Source organism: Pseudomonas sp. USHLN015 (genome assembly GCF_037153275.1).
GTDB lineage: Bacteria > Pseudomonadota > Gammaproteobacteria > Pseudomonadales > Pseudomonadaceae > Metapseudomonas > Metapseudomonas tohonis.
This window is the reverse complement of the sequence record NZ_JBBCKP010000010.1, coordinates 231279-251246: the sequence shown is the minus strand read 5'-3', so window position 1 is coordinate 251246 and position 19968 is coordinate 231279. Positions and strand designations below refer to the sequence as shown.

The 19968-nt window shown below is 69.0% G+C and carries 10 protein-coding genes and 2 pseudogenes; 10 read left to right on the top strand and 2 right to left on the bottom strand.

All coding sequences use genetic code 11. The features are described from left to right. The first annotated feature begins 5 nt into the window (after positions 1–5). The 5 genes and pseudogenes from WFQ67_RS21500 (at position 6) to WFQ67_RS21480 (ending at position 10835) form a co-directional block, all read left to right on the top strand. Positions 6–5258, top strand: a complete 5253-nt coding sequence (locus WFQ67_RS21500) for a DNA repair ATPase (protein WP_337058118.1) — start codon at positions 6–8, stop codon at positions 5256–5258. Positions 5259–5308: 50 nt separating this feature from the next. Continuing rightward, on the top strand, positions 5309–5806 hold the full coding sequence (locus WFQ67_RS21495) for a rhomboid family intramembrane serine protease (RefSeq protein ID WP_173178779.1): 498 nt from the start codon (positions 5309–5311) through the stop codon (positions 5804–5806). A 15-nt stretch (positions 5807–5821) separates the two neighbouring features. After that, a pseudogene (locus WFQ67_RS21490) lies at positions 5822–6511 on the top strand (phospholipase D-like domain-containing protein). 250 nt (positions 6512–6761) lie between these two features. Next, positions 6762–9479 (top strand): AAA domain-containing protein, encoded by a 2718-nt coding sequence (locus WFQ67_RS21485; RefSeq protein ID WP_337058117.1) that lies wholly within the window; start codon positions 6762–6764, stop codon positions 9477–9479. 180 nt (positions 9480–9659) lie between these two features. After that, a complete protein-coding gene (locus WFQ67_RS21480) occupies positions 9660–10835 on the top strand; it encodes a GGDEF domain-containing protein (RefSeq protein WP_213628676.1) in 1176 nt (391 codons plus the stop codon). Between the two features lie 243 nt (positions 10836–11078). On the opposite strand, the gene WFQ67_RS21475 is transcribed toward WFQ67_RS21480, so the two are convergent. Then, positions 11079–12761 (bottom strand): hypothetical protein, encoded by a 1683-nt coding sequence (locus WFQ67_RS21475; protein ID WP_337058116.1) that lies wholly within the window; start codon positions 12759–12761, stop codon positions 11079–11081. Positions 12762–12951: 190 nt separating this feature from the next. On the opposite strand from WFQ67_RS21475, the gene WFQ67_RS21470 reads away from it, so the two are divergent. Both WFQ67_RS21470 and recJ read left to right on the top strand, forming a co-directional pair. Continuing rightward, positions 12952–13491, top strand: coding sequence for a YaeQ family protein (locus WFQ67_RS21470; RefSeq protein WP_173176284.1), 540 nt, complete (start codon positions 12952–12954; stop codon positions 13489–13491). Positions 13492–13579: 88 nt separating this feature from the next. After that, on the top strand, positions 13580–15295 hold the full coding sequence (recJ, locus tag WFQ67_RS21465) for a single-stranded-DNA-specific exonuclease RecJ (protein ID WP_173176286.1): 1716 nt from the start codon (positions 13580–13582) through the stop codon (positions 15293–15295). 256 nt (positions 15296–15551) lie between these two features. Here the strand turns inward: recJ and WFQ67_RS21460 are convergent, their stop codons facing one another. After that, positions 15552–16355: an SDR family NAD(P)-dependent oxidoreductase gene (locus WFQ67_RS21460; protein ID WP_337058115.1), complete on the bottom strand. Its 804-nt coding sequence runs from the start codon at positions 16353–16355 to the stop codon at positions 15552–15554. A 327-nt stretch (positions 16356–16682) separates the two neighbouring features. On the opposite strand from WFQ67_RS21460, the gene WFQ67_RS21455 reads away from it, so the two are divergent. The 3 genes and pseudogenes from WFQ67_RS21455 (at position 16683) to WFQ67_RS30470 (ending at position 19823) form a co-directional block, all read left to right on the top strand. After that, positions 16683–18047, top strand: a complete 1365-nt coding sequence (locus WFQ67_RS21455) for a CSLREA domain-containing protein (protein WP_337058114.1) — start codon at positions 16683–16685, stop codon at positions 18045–18047. A gap of 150 nt (positions 18048–18197) precedes the next feature. After that, positions 18198–18968: pseudogene (locus tag WFQ67_RS30475) on the top strand (MCP four helix bundle domain-containing protein); the annotation flags it as partial. After that, a complete protein-coding gene (locus tag WFQ67_RS30470; RefSeq protein ID WP_442969617.1) occupies positions 18960–19823 on the top strand; it encodes a methyl-accepting chemotaxis protein in 864 nt (287 codons plus the stop codon). The pseudogene WFQ67_RS30475 and the gene WFQ67_RS30470, both read left to right, overlap by 9 nt. The last annotated feature ends 145 nt before the right edge of the window (positions 19824–19968 follow it).

The following is a 19968-nucleotide window of genomic DNA, read 5'->3' as shown; positions in this document are numbered from 1 at the left end:
ACACGATGTCGGACGTCACCGCCGCAACCCCCGCACAGGATGTATTGGACAAGGCCGTCGCCGAAGGCGGCGCCTACGAGGTGCTGCACAAGCGCCTGCAGGAGCAGGGGCAGCGCCTGCGGCAGACCACCGAGGCCCTCAACCAGAAGCGCCTGGAAGAGTTCGGCAACAGCCGCATGGACGTCATCGGCCGTGTGCGCATCCGCACCGAGAACAACTGCATCGCCCGCGACATCGTCCAGGTCGGCGACTGCCTGCTGTTCGGCTACAACGTGTTCATCGGGCTGCGCAAGGAAACCCATGTCGCCGACGTGTTCTCCCTCTACCGCCTGGTGGAGGAGGGCGAGGGCTACGAAGCCGAGCCGGTGCCGCTGGAGGGTTCGTTCCTCGCGGCCCAGGGCTTCGTCAACGACTTCAACGAGCTCTACACCTACTACAAGAACACCCGCCTGCTGCAGCTGGCCATCCGCGACGGCAAGCTGCTGGCGAGCTTCCAGATCGGCGAGCGCATCAGCGACATCCGCGTGTTCCGCTGGTCCATCTCCGCCGATGGCCGCGACGTGCGCTACATCGACAACCGGGGCGAGCGCGACATCGCCCTGCCGGCGCCCTTCGACTTCGAATGGAAGAAGGCCACCCGCGACATGGTGGTACAGGGGCGCTTCCCGCACCTGAACATCCTCGACACGGTGTTCGTCGAAACCATCGGCGGTGACCTCACCATCAAGGTGGAGAACAACACCGAGGATGGCCTGGGCATCTACCGCGAGGAGGTGCTCGACAAGACCCAGTCCCTCGACGACGCCCAGGTGGAGTTCGCCCGCCTCGGCAGCCTGGTGCTGCTCAAGGTGCTGCCCTACCGCGAGGAGCAGTGGCGCTACCTGGTGTTCAACGGCCTGACCCGCAAGGTCGAGCGCATCGACGCCATTGGCCTGGCCTGCGTCCAGCTGCCGGAAGACCACGGCATCATCTTCCCCGGCGGCTACTACCTGCAGAGCGGCGAGTACAAGACCTTCGAGCAGTCCATGGACGGCATGCGCTTCAAGCGCGCCGTGCGCTCGCCCAACGGCGAGGACGTGCAGTACGTCTTCTACCACCCCGAGCAGGGCCGCGCGGTGCTGCTCACCTACAACATGATCAACCGCCAGCTGCAGAACCCGCTGTTCGGCCACGGCTACGCGCGCCTGGAGGACGGGCGCATGGTGATCTTCGCCGCCGAGGGCGACGAGCCCACCCGCATCCACCCGATGCAGGTCTGGCAGACCCCCTTCTGCACCGAGGAATTCGCCGCCCGCCAGCCGGCCCGCAGCGGCTTCCTCGGGCGCATCGGCAACGCCGAGCTGGTGCGCGGCGTCTCCGACCTCTACGACCTGTGCCGCGAGATCGACGCGCCCGCCGTCTCGGTGCAGCGATACTCGCTGCTGTGCCAGAACACCCGCCGCCTGTTCGACGTCTACCACTGGCTGGGCAGCGACCAGCTCGACGGCCTGGCGCCGCTGCTGCGCGAGGTGGCCGCCACCGCCGAACTGGTGCTGGACGAATACGAGAAGGTCGAGAGCATCCGCCGCCAGTCCGACCAGGCCATGGCCGGCGCCGAGGCGAAGCAGAAGACCCTGCTCGACGGCCTGCTGCCCGACAGCTGGGACCAGGCGCAGAGCTTCGTCGACGCGCTCAACGGCATCACCGCCCAGCGCGGCCTGCTGCTGACCATCCGCGACTACCGCTACATCGATGTCGCGCGCATCGACGCCATGGAGGCCGAGCTGCTCGAGGCCCAGGCGAAGACTGCCGCCGCCACCGCGACCTTCCTCGCCAGCGAGCAGGCCCTGCAGCCCTTCGTCACCCGCCTGGAGACCCTCGATGCCGAGGCGCAGAAGGCCGAGACCGTGGCCCAGCTGGCGGCTCCCCTGGCCGCCCTGCAGGCCATGGCCGCCGACCTCGACATGCTCTCCAGCCTCATGGCCTCGCTGCAGATCGACGACGCCACCCAGCGCACCCGCATCATCGAGTCCATCTCCGAGATCTACGCCCGCCTCAACCAGGCCAAGGCCCGTGCCGAGCAGCGCCGCAAGGGGCTCGGCTCCACCGAGACCGTCGCCCAGTTCGGTGCCCAGTTCAAACTCTTCGGCCAGGGCATCACCAGCGCCCTGGCCCAGGCCCAGGACCCCGAGCGCTGCGACGAGCAGCTCTCGCGCCTGCTGGTGCAGCTGGAGGAACTGGAGAGCCGCTTCGGCGATCACGAACAGTTCCTCGGCGACATCCTCGCCAAGCGCGAGGAGCTGCTGGAAACCTTCGAGGCCCACAAGCAATCCCTGCTCGACGAGCGCCAGCGCAAGGCCCAGGGCCTGCTCGACGCCGCCCGGCGCATCCTCGAGAGCCTCGGCCGGCGCACCGCCAAATTCACCCAGGCCGAGGAACTCAACGCCTTCTTCGCCGCCGACCCGCTGATCCTCAAGCTGCGCGAGCTGGCCCAGCGCCTGCGCGAGCTCAAGGACAGCGTCAAGGCCGACGACGTCGAGGCCCGCCTCAAGGGTGCCCGCGACCAGGCGGTGCGCGCCCTGCGCGACAAGAGCGAGCTGTTCGAGGAAGGCGGCAACGTCATCCGCCTCGGCCCGCGCCACCGCTTCAGCGTCAACACCCAGGAGCTGGACCTGACCCTGATGCCCCGGGGCGAGGCGCTCTACCTGCACCTCACCGGCACCGACTTCCTCGAACCGTTGCGCGACCCGGAGCTGGAGACCCTCAAGGCCTTCTGGCAGGTGTCGCTGGAGTCCGAGTCCGAACACCTGTACCGCGCCGAATACCTCGCCGGCCAGGTGCTCGACGCCGCCGACGCCTCGCAGGAGAACCTCAGCCTCGACGGCCTCAAGCAATGGCTGGGGCAGCCGGAGGAGCTGGCGCGGGTGATCCGCGACTTCGCCGCACCGCGCTACAGGGAAGGCTACGAGAAGGGCATCCACGATCACGACGCCGCCGCCATCCTCGCCCAGCTGCTGCCGCTGCGCGAAAGCGCCGGGTTGCTGCGCCACGGGCCGCTGCCGCGTGCCTTCGCCGCGCTCTACTGGGACCTGCAACGCGCCGCCGAAGGCCCGGCCCAGTGGCCGGAGCGGGCACGCACCAGCCGCCATATCCAGCAACTGTTCGGCCGCCGCGACGGCCTGCTCGACCTGCAGGCGGAGATCGCCGCCGCCATGGACGCCTTCCTCGCCACCGAGCCCCTGGGCCTGGCCCCGGCCGAGGTGCGGGAGGCCGCCGAATACCTGGTGAGCGAACTGGCCGCCGAGCGCATCGAATTCACCTTCAGCAAGTACGCCCGCCAGCTGCAGGAGGCGCTCAAGCTGCGCCTGCAGGGCGCGCGCATGTGGGACGACTACCAGCAGGCGCTCGGTCGCCTCGACGGCCGCCCGGCGGCGCAGTGGGCGCTGGCCGGCAACTGGCTGCGTGGCCTGTGTTCCGAGGCGGAGTACGGCGCATTGCAGGACTACCTGCCCGAGGCGGTGGCGCTGTCGCTGCTGGCCGAGGACTTCCCGCGTCGGGTCACCGAGGTCGACCTGCGCTTCGTCGTCACCGGCTTGATGGGCGAGCACCCGCGCATCCAGGAGCACAGCCTGCAGCTGGCGGTGGACGACTTCTTCGCCCGCCTGCGCCAGCACCGCGAAAGCTTCCTGCCCGGCCTGCAGCGCTACCAGGCGCTGCGCCAGGCGGTCATCGGCCGTGAGCGCGAGGCCCTGCGCCTGGCCGAGTTCAAGCCGCGCCCGCTCAGCTCCTTCGTGCGCAACAAGCTGATCAACGATGTCTACCTGGGCGTGATCGGCGACAACCTGGCCAAACAGATGGGCACCGCCGGGGAGAACAAGCGCACCGACCTGATGGGCCTCTTGATGCTCATCTCGCCGCCCGGCTACGGCAAGACCACCCTGATGGAGTACGTCGCCCACCGCCTCGGCCTGATCTTCATGAAGATCAACGGCCCGGCCCTTGGCCACGAAGTGCGCTCGCTGGACCCGGCCCAGGCGCCGGACGCCACCTCGCGCCAGGAGCTGGAGAAGCTCAACCTGGCGCTGGAGATGGGCAACAACGTGATGCTCTACGTCGACGACATCCAGCACACCCACCCGGAGTTCCTGCAGAAGTTCATCTCGCTCTGTGACGGCACGCGCCGCATCGAGGGCGTGTGGAAGGGCCGCACCAAGACCTACGACATGCGCGGCAAGAAGTTCTGCGTGGTGATGTCGGGCAACCCCTACACCGAGTCGGGCGATGTGTTCCGCATCCCCGACATGCTCGCCAACCGCGCCGACATCTATAACCTCGGCGACACCCTGGGCGGCATGCAGGACGCCTTCGCCCTCAGCTACATCGAGAACGGCCTGACCTCCAACCCGGTGCTGGCGCCCCTGGCCACCCGCGACATGGCCGACGTCTACCGCTTCGTGGCCCGCGCCGAGGGCAAGCCCTTCTCCGCCAACGAGCTGAGCCACAGCTACAGCGGAGCCGAGATCAACGAGATCACCACCACCCTGCAGCGCCTGATGCAGGTGCGCGACGTGGTGCTCAAGGTCAACCAGCAGTACATCGCCAGCGCCGCCCAGGCCGACCAGTACCGCACCGAACCGCCGTTCAAGCTGCAGGGCAGCTACCGCAACATGAACAAGATGGCGGAGAAGATCTCCGCCGTGATGAACGACGCCGAGCTGCTGCAGCTCATGGCCGACCACTACCAGGGCGAGTCGCAGCTGCTCACCACCGGCGCCGAGGAGAACCTGCTCAAGCTCGCCGAGCTGCGCGGCAACCAGAGCGCGGAACAGGCCGAGCGCTGGGCGCAGATCAAGCGCGACTTCATGCGCAACAAGTCCATGGGCGGCAGCGACACCGATGTCGGCGGCCGCGTGGTGGCCCAGCTCAACGACCTGGTGGAAGGCGTGCGCGGCCTGGCCCGCCAGCCCGAAGCGGAGGAGGCACCGGCCGATGCCCAGATGCCCTGGCGCGAACTGCTGGCGGCCCTGGAGAAGCTGGTGCAGAAGCCGGCCAACCTCGAGGTCGAAGTGGTCGCCCCGGCCCAGCAGGGCGTGCGCGAGGTACTGGAGAGCCTGGCCGCGAGCCTGGAGAACAGCTTCCTGCCGCTGATCCGGGTGATGGACAAGAAGATCGACGTCGACCTGCGCACCCACCACCGCATCACCGACATCTCCAATCGCCTCAACCAGCTCGGCGAGATGATGGGCGCCGGCAAGGCACCGGGCGGCGAGTCGTCGTGACCCGTCGGGCCGGCCCGCGCATCCGGCTGCTCGCCGGCATCGCCGGGCTCATGCTCCTGCTGCAGCTCGCCAACAGCCTCAGCGGGCAGGCCCTGAACGCCTGGGGCCTGCTGCCCCGGCACCTGGACGGGCTGCCCGGCATCCTCTTCGCCCCCTGGCTGCACGGCAGCTGGGCGCACCTGGCGAGCAACCTGCCGGGCCTGCTGGTGCTCGGCTGGCTGGCGATGCTCGGCGGCATCCGCGCCTTCCTCCTGGCCAGCGCCAGCATCATCCTCGGCAGCGGCCTGCTGGTCTGGCTGTTCGGCCGCACCGGCATGCACGTCGGCGCCAGCGGCTGGCTGTTCGGCCTCTGGGCGCTGCTGCTGGTGCGTGCCTGGTTCCAGCGCAGCTGGCTCGACCTGCTGGTGGCCGCGCTGGTGCTGTTCTACTACGGCGGCTGGGTCTCCGGCCTGCTGCCGCAGTCCGGGGTTTCATTCGAATATCACATCGCCGGTGCGCTCTGTGGCGGGCTCTATGCCGCCCTGGCCAGGCCGCGCCGCACAACCTGAAGACAGGGAGGCTCCATGGATTTCGACGGACTCGACCAGCAGCTGCGCGACAGCCTGCTGGATCTGAAACTGAGCAACGAGGAGCGTGACGAGCTGCGCCAGCTGGGCAGTGAGCTGGGCCCGGACCAGGTGCGTTACCTGCGCAACCGCGCCTTCGACCTGGTGCGCGAGCTGGCCCTGGCCGACGCCGCCAACACCTTGCCGGCGCTGAAATGGCTCGAGCAGGTGGTCAAGACCCTGGACGTCAGCGCAGCACCGGTGCGCACCCTCGCCAGCGCCCACTTCAGCCCCGGCGAGGAATGCCGGCGCAAGATCCGCGAGTTGCTGCGCCAGGCGCGGCAGAGCGTGGACATCTGCGTCTAAACCATCTCCGACGACCAGCTCAGCAGCGAGATCCTCGCCTGCCACCAGCGTGGCATCGCGGTGCGGGTGATCAGCGACAACGAGAAACAGTTCGACGAAGGCAGCGACATCCGCCAGTTGCTGGAAGCCGGCGTGCCGCTGCGCATCGACGACAGCCCGTTCCACATGCACCACAAGTTCGCCCTGTTCGACGGTCGCCTGCTGCTCAACGGCAGCTTCAACTGGACCCGCAGCGCCAGCACCAGCAACGAGGAGAACCTGCTGGTGATCGACAATGCGCAACTGGTGGGCAGCTACCTGGCGGAGTTCGAAGAGCTCTGGAAGCGCTACGCCCCGAGCTGATTGGGCGCGACACCGCGCTCGTAGGATGGGTAGAGGCACGAAACCCATCGATGCGAAGTCCCGGGCGTCTCGCGAGTATCAGCCCGGCACCGCCGTTTTCGTAGGGGCGCCTTCAGTCGCCAAGCGGCGCGTAGCGCCGCCCCGGAAGTGCCCCGACCGTGAATCCATCCCCCAAAATCCGCATCCGCCGATTCAGCCCATCCCCCTGATTCCGGCACAATGCGCCGCTGGAAACCGCCCGGGACGCCCCATGCCGTCGATCGCGAAACGCCTGTCCTTCTACCGCGCCTGCTACCAGGCCGATAGCCGCGAACTGCAACTGGACGATGTCAGTACCTTCAAGGCCGAGCGCTGGGGCTGGCTGGACGGGCGCGAGGAGCTGGTCAGCGGCGCCATGCCCTTCGCCGCGCTGTCGGCCGAGCTGGGCGAGCACCTGTTGCAGCAGCAGAACCTCTACCAGCGCGAGCTGCAGCTGATCTACGGCGTGCTGCCGGTGTGCGGCCGGCGTAGCGATGCGGAAGGCAGGACGGTGCGCCACTGCGCGCCGCTGGTGTACTTCGAGGCGCGCCTGGAAAGCCTCGGCGAGGGCGCGCCGCCCAGCCTGGCCATCGACCTCGCCCAGCCCCAGCTCAACCGCCGCCTGCTGCGCCAGCTGCTCAAGGCCGATGCCGAGCCGGGGCTGGAAAGCCTGCCGCTGCCCAGCGGTGCGCTGGACGATCACTACCTGGCCGACCTGATGGCCTGGCTGCAACGCTTCACCGTGGTCGGCGAGGTGCTGCCGGCCAGCGCCTTCCCGGTGCTGGAGGGCGCCGCGACGCTGAAGAAGGCCATGGCTGCGCAACGCCTGTCGCTGCGCGCCGCAGCGCTGGTGGCCCTGGCCGAGCGCGGTGCCGGCAGCCGCGGCATTCTTCATGAACTGCAATTGCTGCAGGGCGCGGAGCGCCATTCGCCGGCACTGCGGCAGTTGCTGGGCGAGGATGCGGTCGGCGAGGAGAGCATGATCCTCGGTACCCCCAGCCGCCCGGAAGCGTTGCCGGCCTCCCTCAGCCTGGCCCAGCGCCAGGCCCTGGCCAACGCCACCCGCTACCCCCTGAGCTTCGTCGCCGGGCCGCCCGGCACCGGCAAGAGCTACACCCTCGCGGCGCTGGCGCTGGACCGCCACCTGCAGGGCGAGAGCGTGCTGCTGGTCAGCCGCAGCCAGCAGGCGGTCACGGTGATCGCCGACAAGCTGCGCGACGACCTCGGCCTGCGCGACGGCGTGCTGCAGGTGGAGGAGCAATCACTTTTGCGCACCCTGCGTTCGCGCCTCGACCAACTGCTGCAGGGCGAGCTGCCGCCATTGGAGGAGGGCGCCGTGGCGCGCCAGCAGCGCGCATTGAAGGACCTGCTGGACGAGGAGGCCGCCTTGTCCCGGGCCTTCGACAAGCGCAGCCGCCAGGCCTTGCGCTGGAGCGGCCTGCTGGTGCGTGCCGAGCGCGGCACCCTGGCCTTCTGGCAGCGCTGGCTGCAGGTGCCCTGGGTCGAACGACGGGTGCGCGGCAGCGTGCGCCACTGGCAGATACTCGACGACCTGCGCGACTGCCAGCGCCGCCGCGAGGCCCACAGCCGGCAGTACATCGACAGCCTGCGGGTCGAACGCCTGCAACGGCTGCTGGACAGCGACCGGCAGACCTTCGTGCGCTACAACCAGGCGATCCGCGCGCGCAGTTCGCAGCGCCAGCAGTCGCTGTTCGACGAACTCGACCCGGCGCGCCTGCTCGCCGCCTTCCCCATCTGGGTAGTGAGCCTGGACGACCTGCACAAGGTGCTGCCGTTGCGCGAGGGGCTGTTCGACGTGCTGGTGATAGACGAAGCCACCCAGTGCGACATCGCCAGTGCGCTGCCGGCCCTGCAGCGTTGCAAGCGCGCGGTGGTGGCCGGCGACAGCCGCCAGCTGCGCCACGTGTCCTTCCTCTCCCGCGCCCAGGAGCGCCAGCTGCTGCAGCGTGCCGAGCTGCCGGAGAGCGACCAGCAGGCCTGGAGCTACCGCGACAACAGCCTGCTCGACCTGGTGGGCGAACGCCTGGCCAGCCAGCGCGCGCTGACCTTCCTCGACGAACATTTCCGCGGCCGCCCGGCGCTGATCCGCTTCAGCAACGAGGCCTTCTACAACGGCCGTATCCGGGTGATGAAGGAGCGCCCCGAGCAGCTCGCCGCCGAAAGCCTCAGCCTTCACCGGCTGGAGGGCCAGCGCGTGCCGGCCGGGCACAACCCGGTGGAGGCGCAGCGCGCCCTGGAGCTGCTCGAAGAGCATGTCGGCCGCTACCGAGACAGCCAGGTCAAGCCCAGCGTCGGCCTGCTCTCGCCCTTCCGCGACCAGGTGGAACACTTGCGGCGCCTGCTCGCCGAACGCCTGCCGGGCGAGTTGCTGGCGCAGTTCCGGGTGCGCGTGGCCACGCCCTACGGCTTCCAGGGCGAGGAGCGCGACCTGATGATCCTCAGCTTCGCCATCGACGGAGCCGGCGCCCAGGCGGCGCACTACCTCAACCGCGAGGACATGTTCAACGTCGCCATCACCCGTGCCCGCGAGCACCAGATGCTGCTGTTCAGCGGCGACGAGCGGCAGTTCGCCCCCGGCCACCTGTTGCGGCGTTACCTGGAGCGCCTGGAGCAGGGGCAGGGCCACGACAACGGTGGCCAGGCGGTGGATGCCTTCCAGCAGCAGGTGGCGGAGGCGCTGCAGGCGCAGGGCGTGCGCGTCTGGTCCGGCTACCCGGTGGCCGGGCATTGCCTGGACCTGTTCTGCCAGCGCGGCGAGCGGGTGCTGGCCATCGACCTGATCGGCTACCCCGGCGCCAGCGAGGACGTCTTCGACCTGGAGCGCTACCAGGTGCTGGCCCGCGCCGGGCTGGAAATGATCCCGCTCAGCTATGCGGTATGGAAGCTGCAGCCCCAGGTGGCCCTGGAGGCGTTACTGCTGCGGCTGTGAATGGCGGGTGGCCATTGGCCGACGGCAGGCCGTGGCGGGCGCACACGGTTACGCGTAAAGTGCGACGTAGGTCACATTTTCATTCGCTGCCTTTTCCGGTACCACCATGCACGCCGTCGCTCGTCACTCCAGCCCGCCGCCCCTTTCCGGGGCGGCGATCGTTCGCCATGGAGTGGCGTCATGGCGCTGAACATCCCCACGCTGGTGCTGGTCGACGTCTACATCCTCATGCTCCTCGGCCTGCTGGCGGGCCGCGCCTGGCGCCGGGGCAGCCCCGAGCCCACCCTCGGCTACCTGAGCCTGATGCTGCTGCTCGGCGCGCTGGCCACGGTGCTCGGCAGCCTGCGCGGGATGAACATCGATCTGGTGCCCATTCTCCTCGGCAATATCGTGCTGCAGTTCAGCTGCGCCATGAACTGGACGGCCATGCGCGTGTTCGCCGGGCGCCGCGCGCACCTGCCGGGCATCCTCGCCGGGCCGCTGCTCTGGGCCGTGCTCTGCAGCGTGCCGGCCTTCTATGAATCGCTGCCGGCGCGGGTCTTCGTCGGCACGGCGCTGACCCTGGGCTACACCCTGCTCGCCGGCCTGGAGCTGTGGCGCGCGCGGCACGAGCTGCAGGTGTCCATAAAGCCGGCGCTGGCGCTGCACCTGATCCACTTCGCCACCTATGGCGTGCGCCTGGTGGTGGACCGGGGCGTGCCGTTCCAGGCCGCGGTGGACGGGCAGAGCACCGGTTTCTTCGCGGTGATGGTGTTCGAGACGCTGCTCTACGCCATCGGCATGGCCTTCGTCACCCTGGCGATGGTCAAGGAGCGCACCGAGCTGCAGTACAAGCACGCCGCCTTCAGCGACCCGCTCACCGGCATCGGCAACCGGCGTGCCTTCATGACCTCCGGCGAGGCGCTGCTCAAGGCCTGCGCGGCGCGCAAGGAGTCGGTGGCGCTGCTGCTCTGCGACCTCGACAACTTCAAGCGGCTCAACGACACCTTCGGCCATTCGGCCGGCGACGAGGTGCTGATGGGCTTCTGCGCGGTGACCTCGGCACGCATGCGCAAGCACGATGTGTTCGGCCGGATCGGTGGCGAGGAGTTCGCCTGCCTGCTGAGCGACGCCGATGCGGCCACCGCCACGCTGGTGGCCGAGCGCATCCGTCGCGAATTCGCCGAGAGCGACCTCCTCGGGCCCGGGCGGCTCAGCGTGAGCATCGGCATCGCCACCTCGTCCCAGGCCGGGCACGAGCTGTATCGGCTGCTGTCCCTGGCGGACAAGGCGCTCTACGAGGCGAAGAACCAGGGGCGCAATCGCGTGGAGCACTACCACTCCGCCATTCCCACCCGCCCCGCCCGGGGCAGCTGAAGAACCGGCTGCGTGGCCATCGCCGCGTGAGGAACAGGCTCAAGTCGCATGCGTCGGGTCACGTGGCCAATTCGTAGGATGGGTCGGGCGGCGTTCCGCGAGCTTCGCGAAACCCATCAATGCGGGGTCCCAGGCATTGCCGGCGTGCCGGGCTCGGCTCCGCCTGGTGGAGGTAAGAAGCGACCTCCACCCTACGCAGCGGTCATGCTCTTCCTGTTGGGGCGACTTCGCTCGCCGACGCTGTCAGGCGCCCAGGGCGCCGTTGGCCAGCGCATCGAGCAGCTCGCGCTGCAGCTCATCGGCCCGTTGCGGGGCTTCCGGGCGCAGGCGTTCGATGGCCTGGCGCAGGCGGGCGAGGGGGTTTTCGGGGGCCATCAGGTTGCGCAGGTCGAGCAGGGCGATGGCCTGTGGATAACGGCCCTGGTCGATGTGATGGCGCAGCAGCGCGGCGTCGAGGTCGCGGCTGTCGCCGCCCAGTTCCAGCAGGCGGTCGCGCAGGGTGGCGGCCTGCTCCGCCTGGTCGATGGCGATGGCCGCTTCGGCCAGCGTCTCCAGGTACCAGGTGCGTTCGTCCGGGTCTTCGATCTCCTGGGCTTCCCAGTGCGCCAGCGCCTTGTCCAGGGTCTCTCGGGCAGCGTCCTGCAGCCCCAGGCGGTGTTGCAGGCAGGCCAGGTGGCAGGCCTGGTCCAGCTGTTCGTCCCATTCCAGTTGCTGGCGCAGGGCGTCGAATTCCTCCAGGTCGGCGGTCATCCGCACCGGGTCGCGGGCCGGGTCGCCCTGCAGGCGGCTGCGCAGGGCCAGCAGGCGCAGGCGAATCCAGTCGGTCTCGTCGTCCACGGTCTCCATGGCTTCCAGCCCCTGGTGCAGCAGCGCCGCGCTCCAGGCCGGCTGGGCCTCGGCGCAACGTCCCGCCAGTTCCAGGCACAGCCAGGTGGCGTCGGTGCCGTCCAGGCCGCTGGCGCGCAGCAGGGCATCGGCGCGGGCGGTGTCGGCATGGCCGGCATGCCAGGCCATGAGGTCGGCTAGCAGGTCCTGCTGCATCCCTTCGGGGGCCAGGGCCAGCAGGCGTTCGGCCAGTTGCGGGCGTTCGCCGTCCAGCGCCAGGCGCAGCATGCCGTGCCAGTCGAGGGCGTGCAGGGGCATGTCCGGGCGCGCGAGCAGCTCCAGGGCCTGGGCTTCGCGGTTGTTCTCCAGCAACAGGGTGACGGCGTCGTTGGCCAGGAGCGCGTCGGGGGTGACGGCGAGCTCGCCGAGCAGGTCGAGGCGTTCCTGGGCCAGGCATTCGCGCAGCAGTGCCTGGAAGTCGCCGGGGGCCTCCTGCACCGGGACGTTGAGCATGGCGCGGGCGCGCTCCAGGCTGCGGCTGGCGGCCTCGGGACGTTCCAGCTGGCGTTGCAGGCCGGCCAGCAGCAGGTTCTGGCGGGCGGAGAGGGCCTGGCCCACCTGGCCTTCCTGGCCGGCGGTGACGCTGTCGAGCAACTGGCGGGCCTGCTCCGTGCGGCCGGCCGCGGCCATCAGCGGGATGCTCAGCAGCGGGGCTTCGGGCAGGGGGCTGGCGCTGGCCTCGAGCAGGTCGAGGGCGGCGAGGGCGTCGGCCGTCTCCAGCAGGTTCTCCAGCATGGATTCCAGGGCGGACTGGCGGTAGCCGGCCTTCAGCTCGGCGAGGGCTTCCAGCGCCAGGGCGCGGTCGCCGGCGAGCAGCAGGGCCGGGGCCACCTGGTGCATGGCCAGTTGCCGCGCCTCGCCGTCCAGGCGTTGCGCCAGCTGGTGGCCCAGGTGCGGTTCGAGCAGGGTGAGCAGGGCGACCCGGTTGATCTGCGCGGCACCCTCGGCGCTGACGCGGGTGGGCCGGGCACGCCGGGCCGAACGCAGCAGCGCCACGGCCAGGAGGGCGGCGATGCCGGCCACGATGATGAACGCTTCCATTGGCTTCCTTTCCTGAAGTGCGGACCGGGCCGGCTTATAAAGGGGGCCGCCCCCGGCTGGCAACCCCGAGTCGCGCGGGCTGGGAACCCGAGCGCATTTCCAGGGCGCCGAACGGCCGGATGGCGCCCGGGCGCGGCAGCGGGTTTCGGGTTAGACTTGCCGCCTTTTCGCCTAACCAAGAAGCCCGCACATGGCCCTGCAAGCGACGCCCTACAAAGTCGAACTCAACCTCACCGACCTCGACCGCAGCGTGTACGAGAACCTGCGCTTCACCGTCGCCAAGCACCCCTCGGAAACCGAGGAGCGCCTGGCCGTGCGCCTGATCGCCTACGCCCTGTGGTACCACGAGCAGCTGTCCTTCGGCCGTGGCCTGTCGGACGTCGACGAGCCGGCGCTGTGGGAGAAGAGCCTCGATGATCGCGTCCTCCACTGGATCGAGGTGGGCCAGCCGGACGCCGAGCGCATCACCTGGTGTTCGCGCCGTACCGAGCGTTTCAGCCTGGTGGCCTACGGCAACCTGCGCGTGTGGCAGACCAAGGTGCTGGACGGCGTGCGCAGCCTGAAGAACATCAATGTGGTCGGCATCGACCAGCAGGCCCTGGAGAACCTGGCCAAGGACCTGCCGCGCTCGATCAACTGGAGCGTGATGATCAGCGACGGCGAGCTGTTCGTGACCGACGAGCGTGGCCAGCACGAGATTCCCCTGGAGTGGCTGGCCGGCGAACGCTGATCACCGCCCCACGCGGCCGCCCGGCTCACCCGGGCGGCCCCTGTTTCACGGCGGCAGCGCCCGCCCGCAAGCCTGAAGACTGAGCCGCATGCGTATCGATCCCCGCCCGTTGCCCGCCACCCTGCCTGACCTCGGCGACCTGCCGCCCCTGCTGACCCGCCTCTACGCCGCCCGTGGCGTGCAATCGGTCGAGGAACTGGACAAGGGCCTGGCGCGGCTGATCCCGTACCAGAAGCTCAAGGGCATCGACGCCGCGGTCGAGCTGCTGGTGGAGGCCCTGGAGAAGCGCCAGCGCATCCTTTATGTGGGCGACTTCGACGCCGACGGCGCCACCGCCAGCACCGTCGGGGTGCTCGGCCTGCGCATGCTCGGCGCGGCCCACGTCGACTACCTGGTGCCCAACCGCTTCGAATACGGCTACGGCCTGACCCCGGAGATCGTCGCCGTGGCCCTGGAGCGCCGCCCCGACCTGCTGGTGACCGTGGACAACGGCATCTCCAGCGTCGATGGCGTCGCCGCGGCCAAGGCCGCGGGGCTCAAGGTGCTGGTCACCGACCACCACCTGCCCGGCCCCGAGCTGCCGGCGGCGGACGCCATCGTCAACCCCAACCAGCCGGGTTGCGAGTTCCCCAGCAAGGCCATGGCCGGGGTCGGCGTGATCTTCTACGTGCTGCTGGCCCTGCGTGCGCGCCTGCGCCAGTTGGACTGGTTCGCCCGGACCGGCCGCCCCGACGCCAACCTCGCCGAGCTGCTCGATCTCGTGGCCCTGGGCAGCGTCGCCGACGTGGTACCGCTGGACGCCAACAATCGCATCCTGGTGCACCAGGGCCTGGCGCGCATCCGCGCGGGCCGTGCACGCCCCGGCCTCAAGGCGGTGCTGGAGGTCGCCGGCCGCCCGGCCGCACGCATCACCTCCACCGACCTGGGCTTCATCCTCGGGCCGCGCCTGAATGCTGCCGGCCGCCTGGACGACATGAGCCTGGGCATCGAATGCCTGCTCTGCGAGGACGAGGCCCTGGCGCGCGACATGGCGGTGCAGCTCGACCAGCTCAACCAGGACCGCAAGGCCATCGAGCAGGGCATGCAGCGCGAGGCGCTGGCCCAGCTCAAGGACCTGCCGCTGGAGGACCTGCCCTTCGGCCTGTGCCTGTTCGAGGCGGACTGGCACCAGGGCGTGATCGGCATCCTCGCCTCGCGCATGAAGGAGCGTTACCACCGCCCGACCATCGCCTTCGCCGACGCCGGCGAGGGGCTGCTCAAGGGCTCGGCGCGCTCGGTTCAGGGCTTTCATATCCGTGATGCGCTGGACGCCGTGGCGGCCCGCCACCCGGGGCTCATCAGCAAGTTCGGCGGCCACGCCATGGCCGCCGGCCTGTCGCTGCCCGTGGAGAACTTCGGCGCCTTCGCCGCGGCCTTCGACGCCGAGGTGCGCCGCCAGTTGAGCGAGGACGACCTCACCGGTCGCCTGCTCTCCGACGGCCAGCTGAGCCTCCAGGAATTCCACCTGGAACTGGCCCGCGCCCTGCGCCAGGCCGGCCCCTGGGGCCAGCATTTCCCCGAGCCGGTGTTCCACGGCATCTTCCAGGTGGTGCAACAGCGCCTGGTCGGCGAACGGCATCTCAAGCTGGTGCTCAAGACCGAGTGCGGGTCGCTGCAGCTCGATGGCATCGCCTTCAACATCGACCGCGACCAGTGGCCGAACCCGACCGTGCGCTGGGCGGAGCTGGCCTACAAGCTGGACGTCAACGAATACCGGGGACAGGAAAGCGTGCAACTGATGGTGGCGCACATCGCGCCACGCTGATCGCGCCGGCGGGCACAGGGTGGGCATGGGGGCGTAGGGTGGCGCTTCAGCCCACCGTTTCTCTGACCCCCCAGCCATTTCGAAGCCCTGCCGAACGCCCGTGTACAGGCACAGCCGCGTGCCACGTTCGACTCCGCCCGGTGGAGGTAAAAAGCGACCTCCACCCTACGCAGCGGTCATGCTCCTGCCCTGTGCAGGGGCGACTTCAGTCGCGATCGGCCTCGCTCCTTATCAACGGCCCCCCGTGGCCGTTCCATCACCCCGCCGTCTTGTACCGCGCTGCGGCGCTGCTGCGGGACATGTTCGGGCCGAGCTTGGTGCGGGCGCTGACCACGGCGGCCCAATCGGCGGCGTCGGGGAGGGAGGGGATGGTGACCAGTTCGCCCTGGTCGAAGCCGGCCAGCGCGGCGTCCACCATCTCGCCGGCTTCCATGATCATGTTCGGGTCCAGGTGCGCGGCGTCGATGCCGGAGCGTTCCCAGATCTCGGTGCGGGTGATGCCCGGCAGCACGGCCTGCACCTGCACGCCCTTGGCGGCGACCTCGTGGTTCAGGGTCTGGGTCAGGCTCAGCACGTAGGCCTTGGTGGCGCTGTAGGTGGCGTTGAACATCTCGGGGATCAGCGCGACCACCGAGGCGAGGTTGATGATCGCGCCCTCGCCGGCTTCGCCGAAGCGCTTGGCGGCGACGGCGGAGAGGTGGGTGAGAGCGGTGACGTTGAGCTGGATCATCGAGTCGACCTGGTCGAGATCAGCGTCGGCGAGCGTACCGTTCTGCGCCACGCCGGCGTTGTTGACCAGCACCTTGATGGCGGCGTCGGTGGCCAGGCGCTGTTCGACCGCGCGCAGGTCGGCGCGCTGGGTGAGGTCGGCCTTGAGGGTGTCGACCTTCACGCCGTATTCACCGCCGAGGCGCCGGGCCAGTTCGTCCAGGCGCTTCTGGTCGCGAGCCACCAGCAGCAGGTCGAGGCCACGGCGGGCCAGGCGTTCGGCGTAGGTGGCGCCGATCCCGGAGGATGCGCCAGTGATCAGTGCGGTGCCTTTGAGGTTGTGCGAGCTCATTGCGGATCTCCGGAACGGGTAAGGGATGTTTATATGATGCATGTAATTCACGATTTATATTATGACTATAATTTTAACTGTCAAGCGGAGCATCACCGTCATTCAAGCGGAGCGACAAACGGATTCCAGCCGGTGCTGCGCTGGCGGACGAGTGGTGGTGCGAGGGCGGTGGCCGGATGAACGGCCGTGAACCGGCGCCCCGCTGACCGGTCCATTTTCCGTGGCCGCCAGGATGGCAGGACGCGGATGCGGGCCACGCTGATGCGGTGGCCGACAGGGCGACCGCTGCCATGGCCAATGACCGGCTGTCGCCGAAAGGAACTCGCCATGTCCCACCGCTGCCGGCCGCGCCTGGCCACCTCGCTGATGCTCGCCTCCCTGCTCGCGCTGCCGACCCTGGCAGCTGCACGGGATTTCCACGTGACCCGCACCGATGACGTTTTCAATGGCCGCTGCGATGCCGACTGTTCCCTGCGCGATGCGGTCGAGGCCGCGAACCGACTGGGTGGCAGGAACCGCATCCTGCTGCCCGCCGGAACCTATGCCCTGACCTTGCCGCCGGCGCTGGGCGAGGAGGGCGAGATCCTCGACGAGGACCTGAACCTCAACGGCGACCTCGACCTGCGTGCTGGCGAGCTGGCCCTGGTGGGGGCGGGGGTGGGGGTCAGTGTCATCGATGGCTCGGGCATCGACCGCCTGCTGGAGGTCGACCTCGGCGTCACCCTGCGGCTCCAGGACCTGACCCTGCGCAACGGCCACACCACCCGCAACGGCGGTGCCATCGAGAACTTCGGCTACCTGGTGGTGCGGCGCGTGGCATTCCAGGACAACCGCGCCAGCTTCGGCTTCTACGATGGCGACGGCGGCGCGATCTCCAATCGCGGCACGCTGGAGGTCCATAGCTCGGTGTTCGAGCGCAACCGCGCGGACTTCGGCGATTCAGGGCGCGCCCTGGGCGGCGCGATCTTCAACGGCGGGCTGCTGACCCTGCGCGACAGCCTGTTCAGCGAGAACGTCACCAATGGCGACGACGTGGTCGCCCTCGGAGGGGCGCTGTTCAACACCGGCACCGCCGATGTCGCCCGCAGCGCCTTTCTCCATCACCGCGCCGATGGGCCCGGCGTGGTCATCCGCAACGACGGCAACGGTGTGCTCAGGCTGACCAACGTCACCGTCTCCGGCAAGAACGCCAACGGCGAGGGGGAGTACGACGCGGTGGTCGCCAACGGCTCCGACTACCCGATGTTCGCCGGTACGCCGAGCCTGCAACTGGTCAACGTCACCATCGCCGACAACCTCACCCTCGGCCTGCTCAACCATGGCCGTCTGTCGGTTCGCAACAGCCTGATCGTCGGCAACGGCAACGAATCCATCGGCGTCGCCAACTGCGCCAATGGCGGTGATAGGGCGAGCTACCAGGCCAGTGGCCTGCTGCTGGGCACCGATACCGGCAACTGCACCGCCGACATCCAGGTGAACGATGCCGAGGCCTTCACCCGGGTGCTCTATCCGCTGGCGGCCAATGGTTCCAGCCTGCCGACCCATGCCCTGCGCCCTCGCAGCCCGGCGGTGGACACCGGCGTCGGCTCCTGCACCCGGCAGGACCAGCGCGGTTCCATGCGGCCACGGGATGGAGATGGCGACGGCATGGCGCTGTGCGACCTGGGTGCCTATGAGCGGCCCAAGCCCTGAGGCGCAGGCAGATTTTTTGCAAATTGTTTCAAGCCTGACGCGTCGATAAGAAAAAGCAATTTCAGGATCGGGCCTGTTCGGCTGATAAGACTGAAGCTGCAATCCGAATCGGCAGGGACGCTGGCGAGACCCCAACCCGCAGGTACTGCCATGTCCATACGATCCATCACCATCGCTTCGCGCGCTTCCCTGTGTTTCGCCCTGATCACCCTGCTGGTGATCGTCCTCGGTGGTTTCTCATGGCAGCAGATGCATGTGCTGCGGGGTGCTGAACAGGACATCGAGACCAACTGGCTACCCTCCATCCAGACCGCTAACGACATCCAGACCAGCCTGCTGCACGTCCGCCTGGAGAGCCTGCGGCTGCTGGCCAGTACCACCCCCGCCGAACAGCGCAACGCGCTCGACCAGCTGCAGAGCGCACGCCAGACCCTGACCGAGAAAAGCGAGCACTACCGCCGCAACATGATCACCAGTGCCGAAGAACAGCGCGTGTTCGATGGCTCGGCGCAGGCCCTGCAGGCTTATATGACGGGGTTGCAGAAGCTGATCGACCTGCAAGGCAGCGACCCCGCCCAGGCGCTGCTCTGGGCCAACGGCGGCCAACGCGACCTGGCGACGACCTACCAGCAGCACGTGACCAAGCTGATCGACCTCAACGCCGCTGGCGTCAAGCGCTCCGGCGTTGCCGCCAGTGATGCCTACGACACCAGCATCAGCATCGTCATCGGCGCGGTGCTGCTGGCCCTGGCGATGACCGTGGCGCTGGCCATGACCCTGACCCGCAGCATCGTGCGGCCGCTGGGCGACTCGCTGCGCTTCGCCGAATCCATCGCCAAGGGCGACCTGACCCGCACCGTCGAAGTCAGCGGGCAGGACGAGGCCACGCGCCTCAGCGAGGCGCTGCGGCGCATGCAGGAGAGCCTGCGGCAGACCATCCGGCAGATTTCCGACTCCTCCATCCAGCTCGCCTCGGCGGCCGAGGAGATGACCAGCGTCACCGAGCAGGGCAGCCTGACCCTGCAGCAGCAGAATTCCGAGATCGAGCAGGCCGCCGCGGCGGTCAACCAGATGACCGCCGCGGTGGAGGAGGTGGCGCGCAACGCGGCGTCGGCCTCGACGTCGGCGCGCCAGTCCAGCGAGGCGGCGAACCTGGGCAACCAGCGCGTGGCCCAGACCCTGGATGCGATCCGTCATCTTTCCCAGCAGGTGCAGGAAACCGAAGCACGTGTCCAGGGCCTGGCCCAGCAGGCGGTGGATATCAGCCAGGTACTCAATGTCATCCGTTCCATCGCCGAGCAGACCAACCTGCTGGCGCTCAACGCTGCCATCGAGGCGGCGCGGGCCGGCGAGCAGGGCCGAGGCTTCGCCGTGGTGGCCGATGAAGTGCGTGCCCTGGCGCACCGCACCCAGACCTCGACGCTGGAGATCGAGAAGATGATTTCCTCGATCCAGTCCGGCACCCATTCGGCGGTGCAGGCCATGCAGGCGAGCAACAGCCAGGCCCAGGCCACGCAGCTTTCGGCCGACGAGGCAGGGCGTGCATTGCAGGAGATCACCGAGGCGGTGGGCACCATCGACGAGCGCAACATGCAGATCGCCACGGCCTCCGAGCAGCAGGCCCATGTGGCACGCGAGGTGGACCGCAACCTGATGAGCATCCGCGACCTGTCCATCCAGAGCGCCGCCGGTGCGCACCAGACCACGACGGCCAGCAGCGAGCTGGCGCGCCTGGCGGTGGACCTGAAGGGGCTGGTGGCGCGGTTCAGCGTTTGAGGTGGGCAAGCCCGCGCGGTGGATGTCGCTTTCGGCATCCACCGCGCGGAGGTGCTCGCCACCGGGAGCCGAGCTTCACTCCGTGGGAGCGAATTCATTCGCGAAGCTCTTCACGGGACGGCCCCGACATGAGCCGCCCCTGCGT

Bases quoted from the DNA above. Each gene is read 5' to 3' on its own strand.
- WFQ67_RS21485 (WP_337058117.1), top strand. From the start codon at position 6,762: ATGCCGTCGATCGCGAAACGCCTGTCCTTCTACCGCGCCTGCTACCAG.
- WFQ67_RS21455 (WP_337058114.1), top strand. From the start codon at position 16,683: ATGTCCCACCGCTGCCGGCCGCGCCTGGCCACCTCGCTGATGCTCGCC.
- WFQ67_RS21500 (WP_337058118.1), top strand. From the start codon at position 6: ATGTCGGACGTCACCGCCGCAACCCCCGCACAGGATGTATTGGACAAG.
- WFQ67_RS21480 (WP_213628676.1), top strand. From the start codon at position 9,660: ATGGCGCTGAACATCCCCACGCTGGTGCTGGTCGACGTCTACATCCTC.
- WFQ67_RS30470 (WP_442969617.1), top strand. From the start codon at position 18,960: ATGCAGGAGAGCCTGCGGCAGACCATCCGGCAGATTTCCGACTCCTCC.
- WFQ67_RS21470 (WP_173176284.1), top strand. From the start codon at position 12,952: ATGGCCCTGCAAGCGACGCCCTACAAAGTCGAACTCAACCTCACCGAC.
- WFQ67_RS21460 (WP_337058115.1), bottom strand. From the start codon at position 16,355: ATGAGCTCGCACAACCTCAAAGGCACCGCACTGATCACTGGCGCATCC.
- WFQ67_RS21475 (WP_337058116.1), bottom strand. From the start codon at position 12,761: ATGGAAGCGTTCATCATCGTGGCCGGCATCGCCGCCCTCCTGGCCGTG.
- WFQ67_RS21495 (WP_173178779.1), top strand. From the start codon at position 5,309: ATGCTCCTGCTGCAGCTCGCCAACAGCCTCAGCGGGCAGGCCCTGAAC.
- recJ (WP_173176286.1), top strand. From the start codon at position 13,580: ATGCGTATCGATCCCCGCCCGTTGCCCGCCACCCTGCCTGACCTCGGC.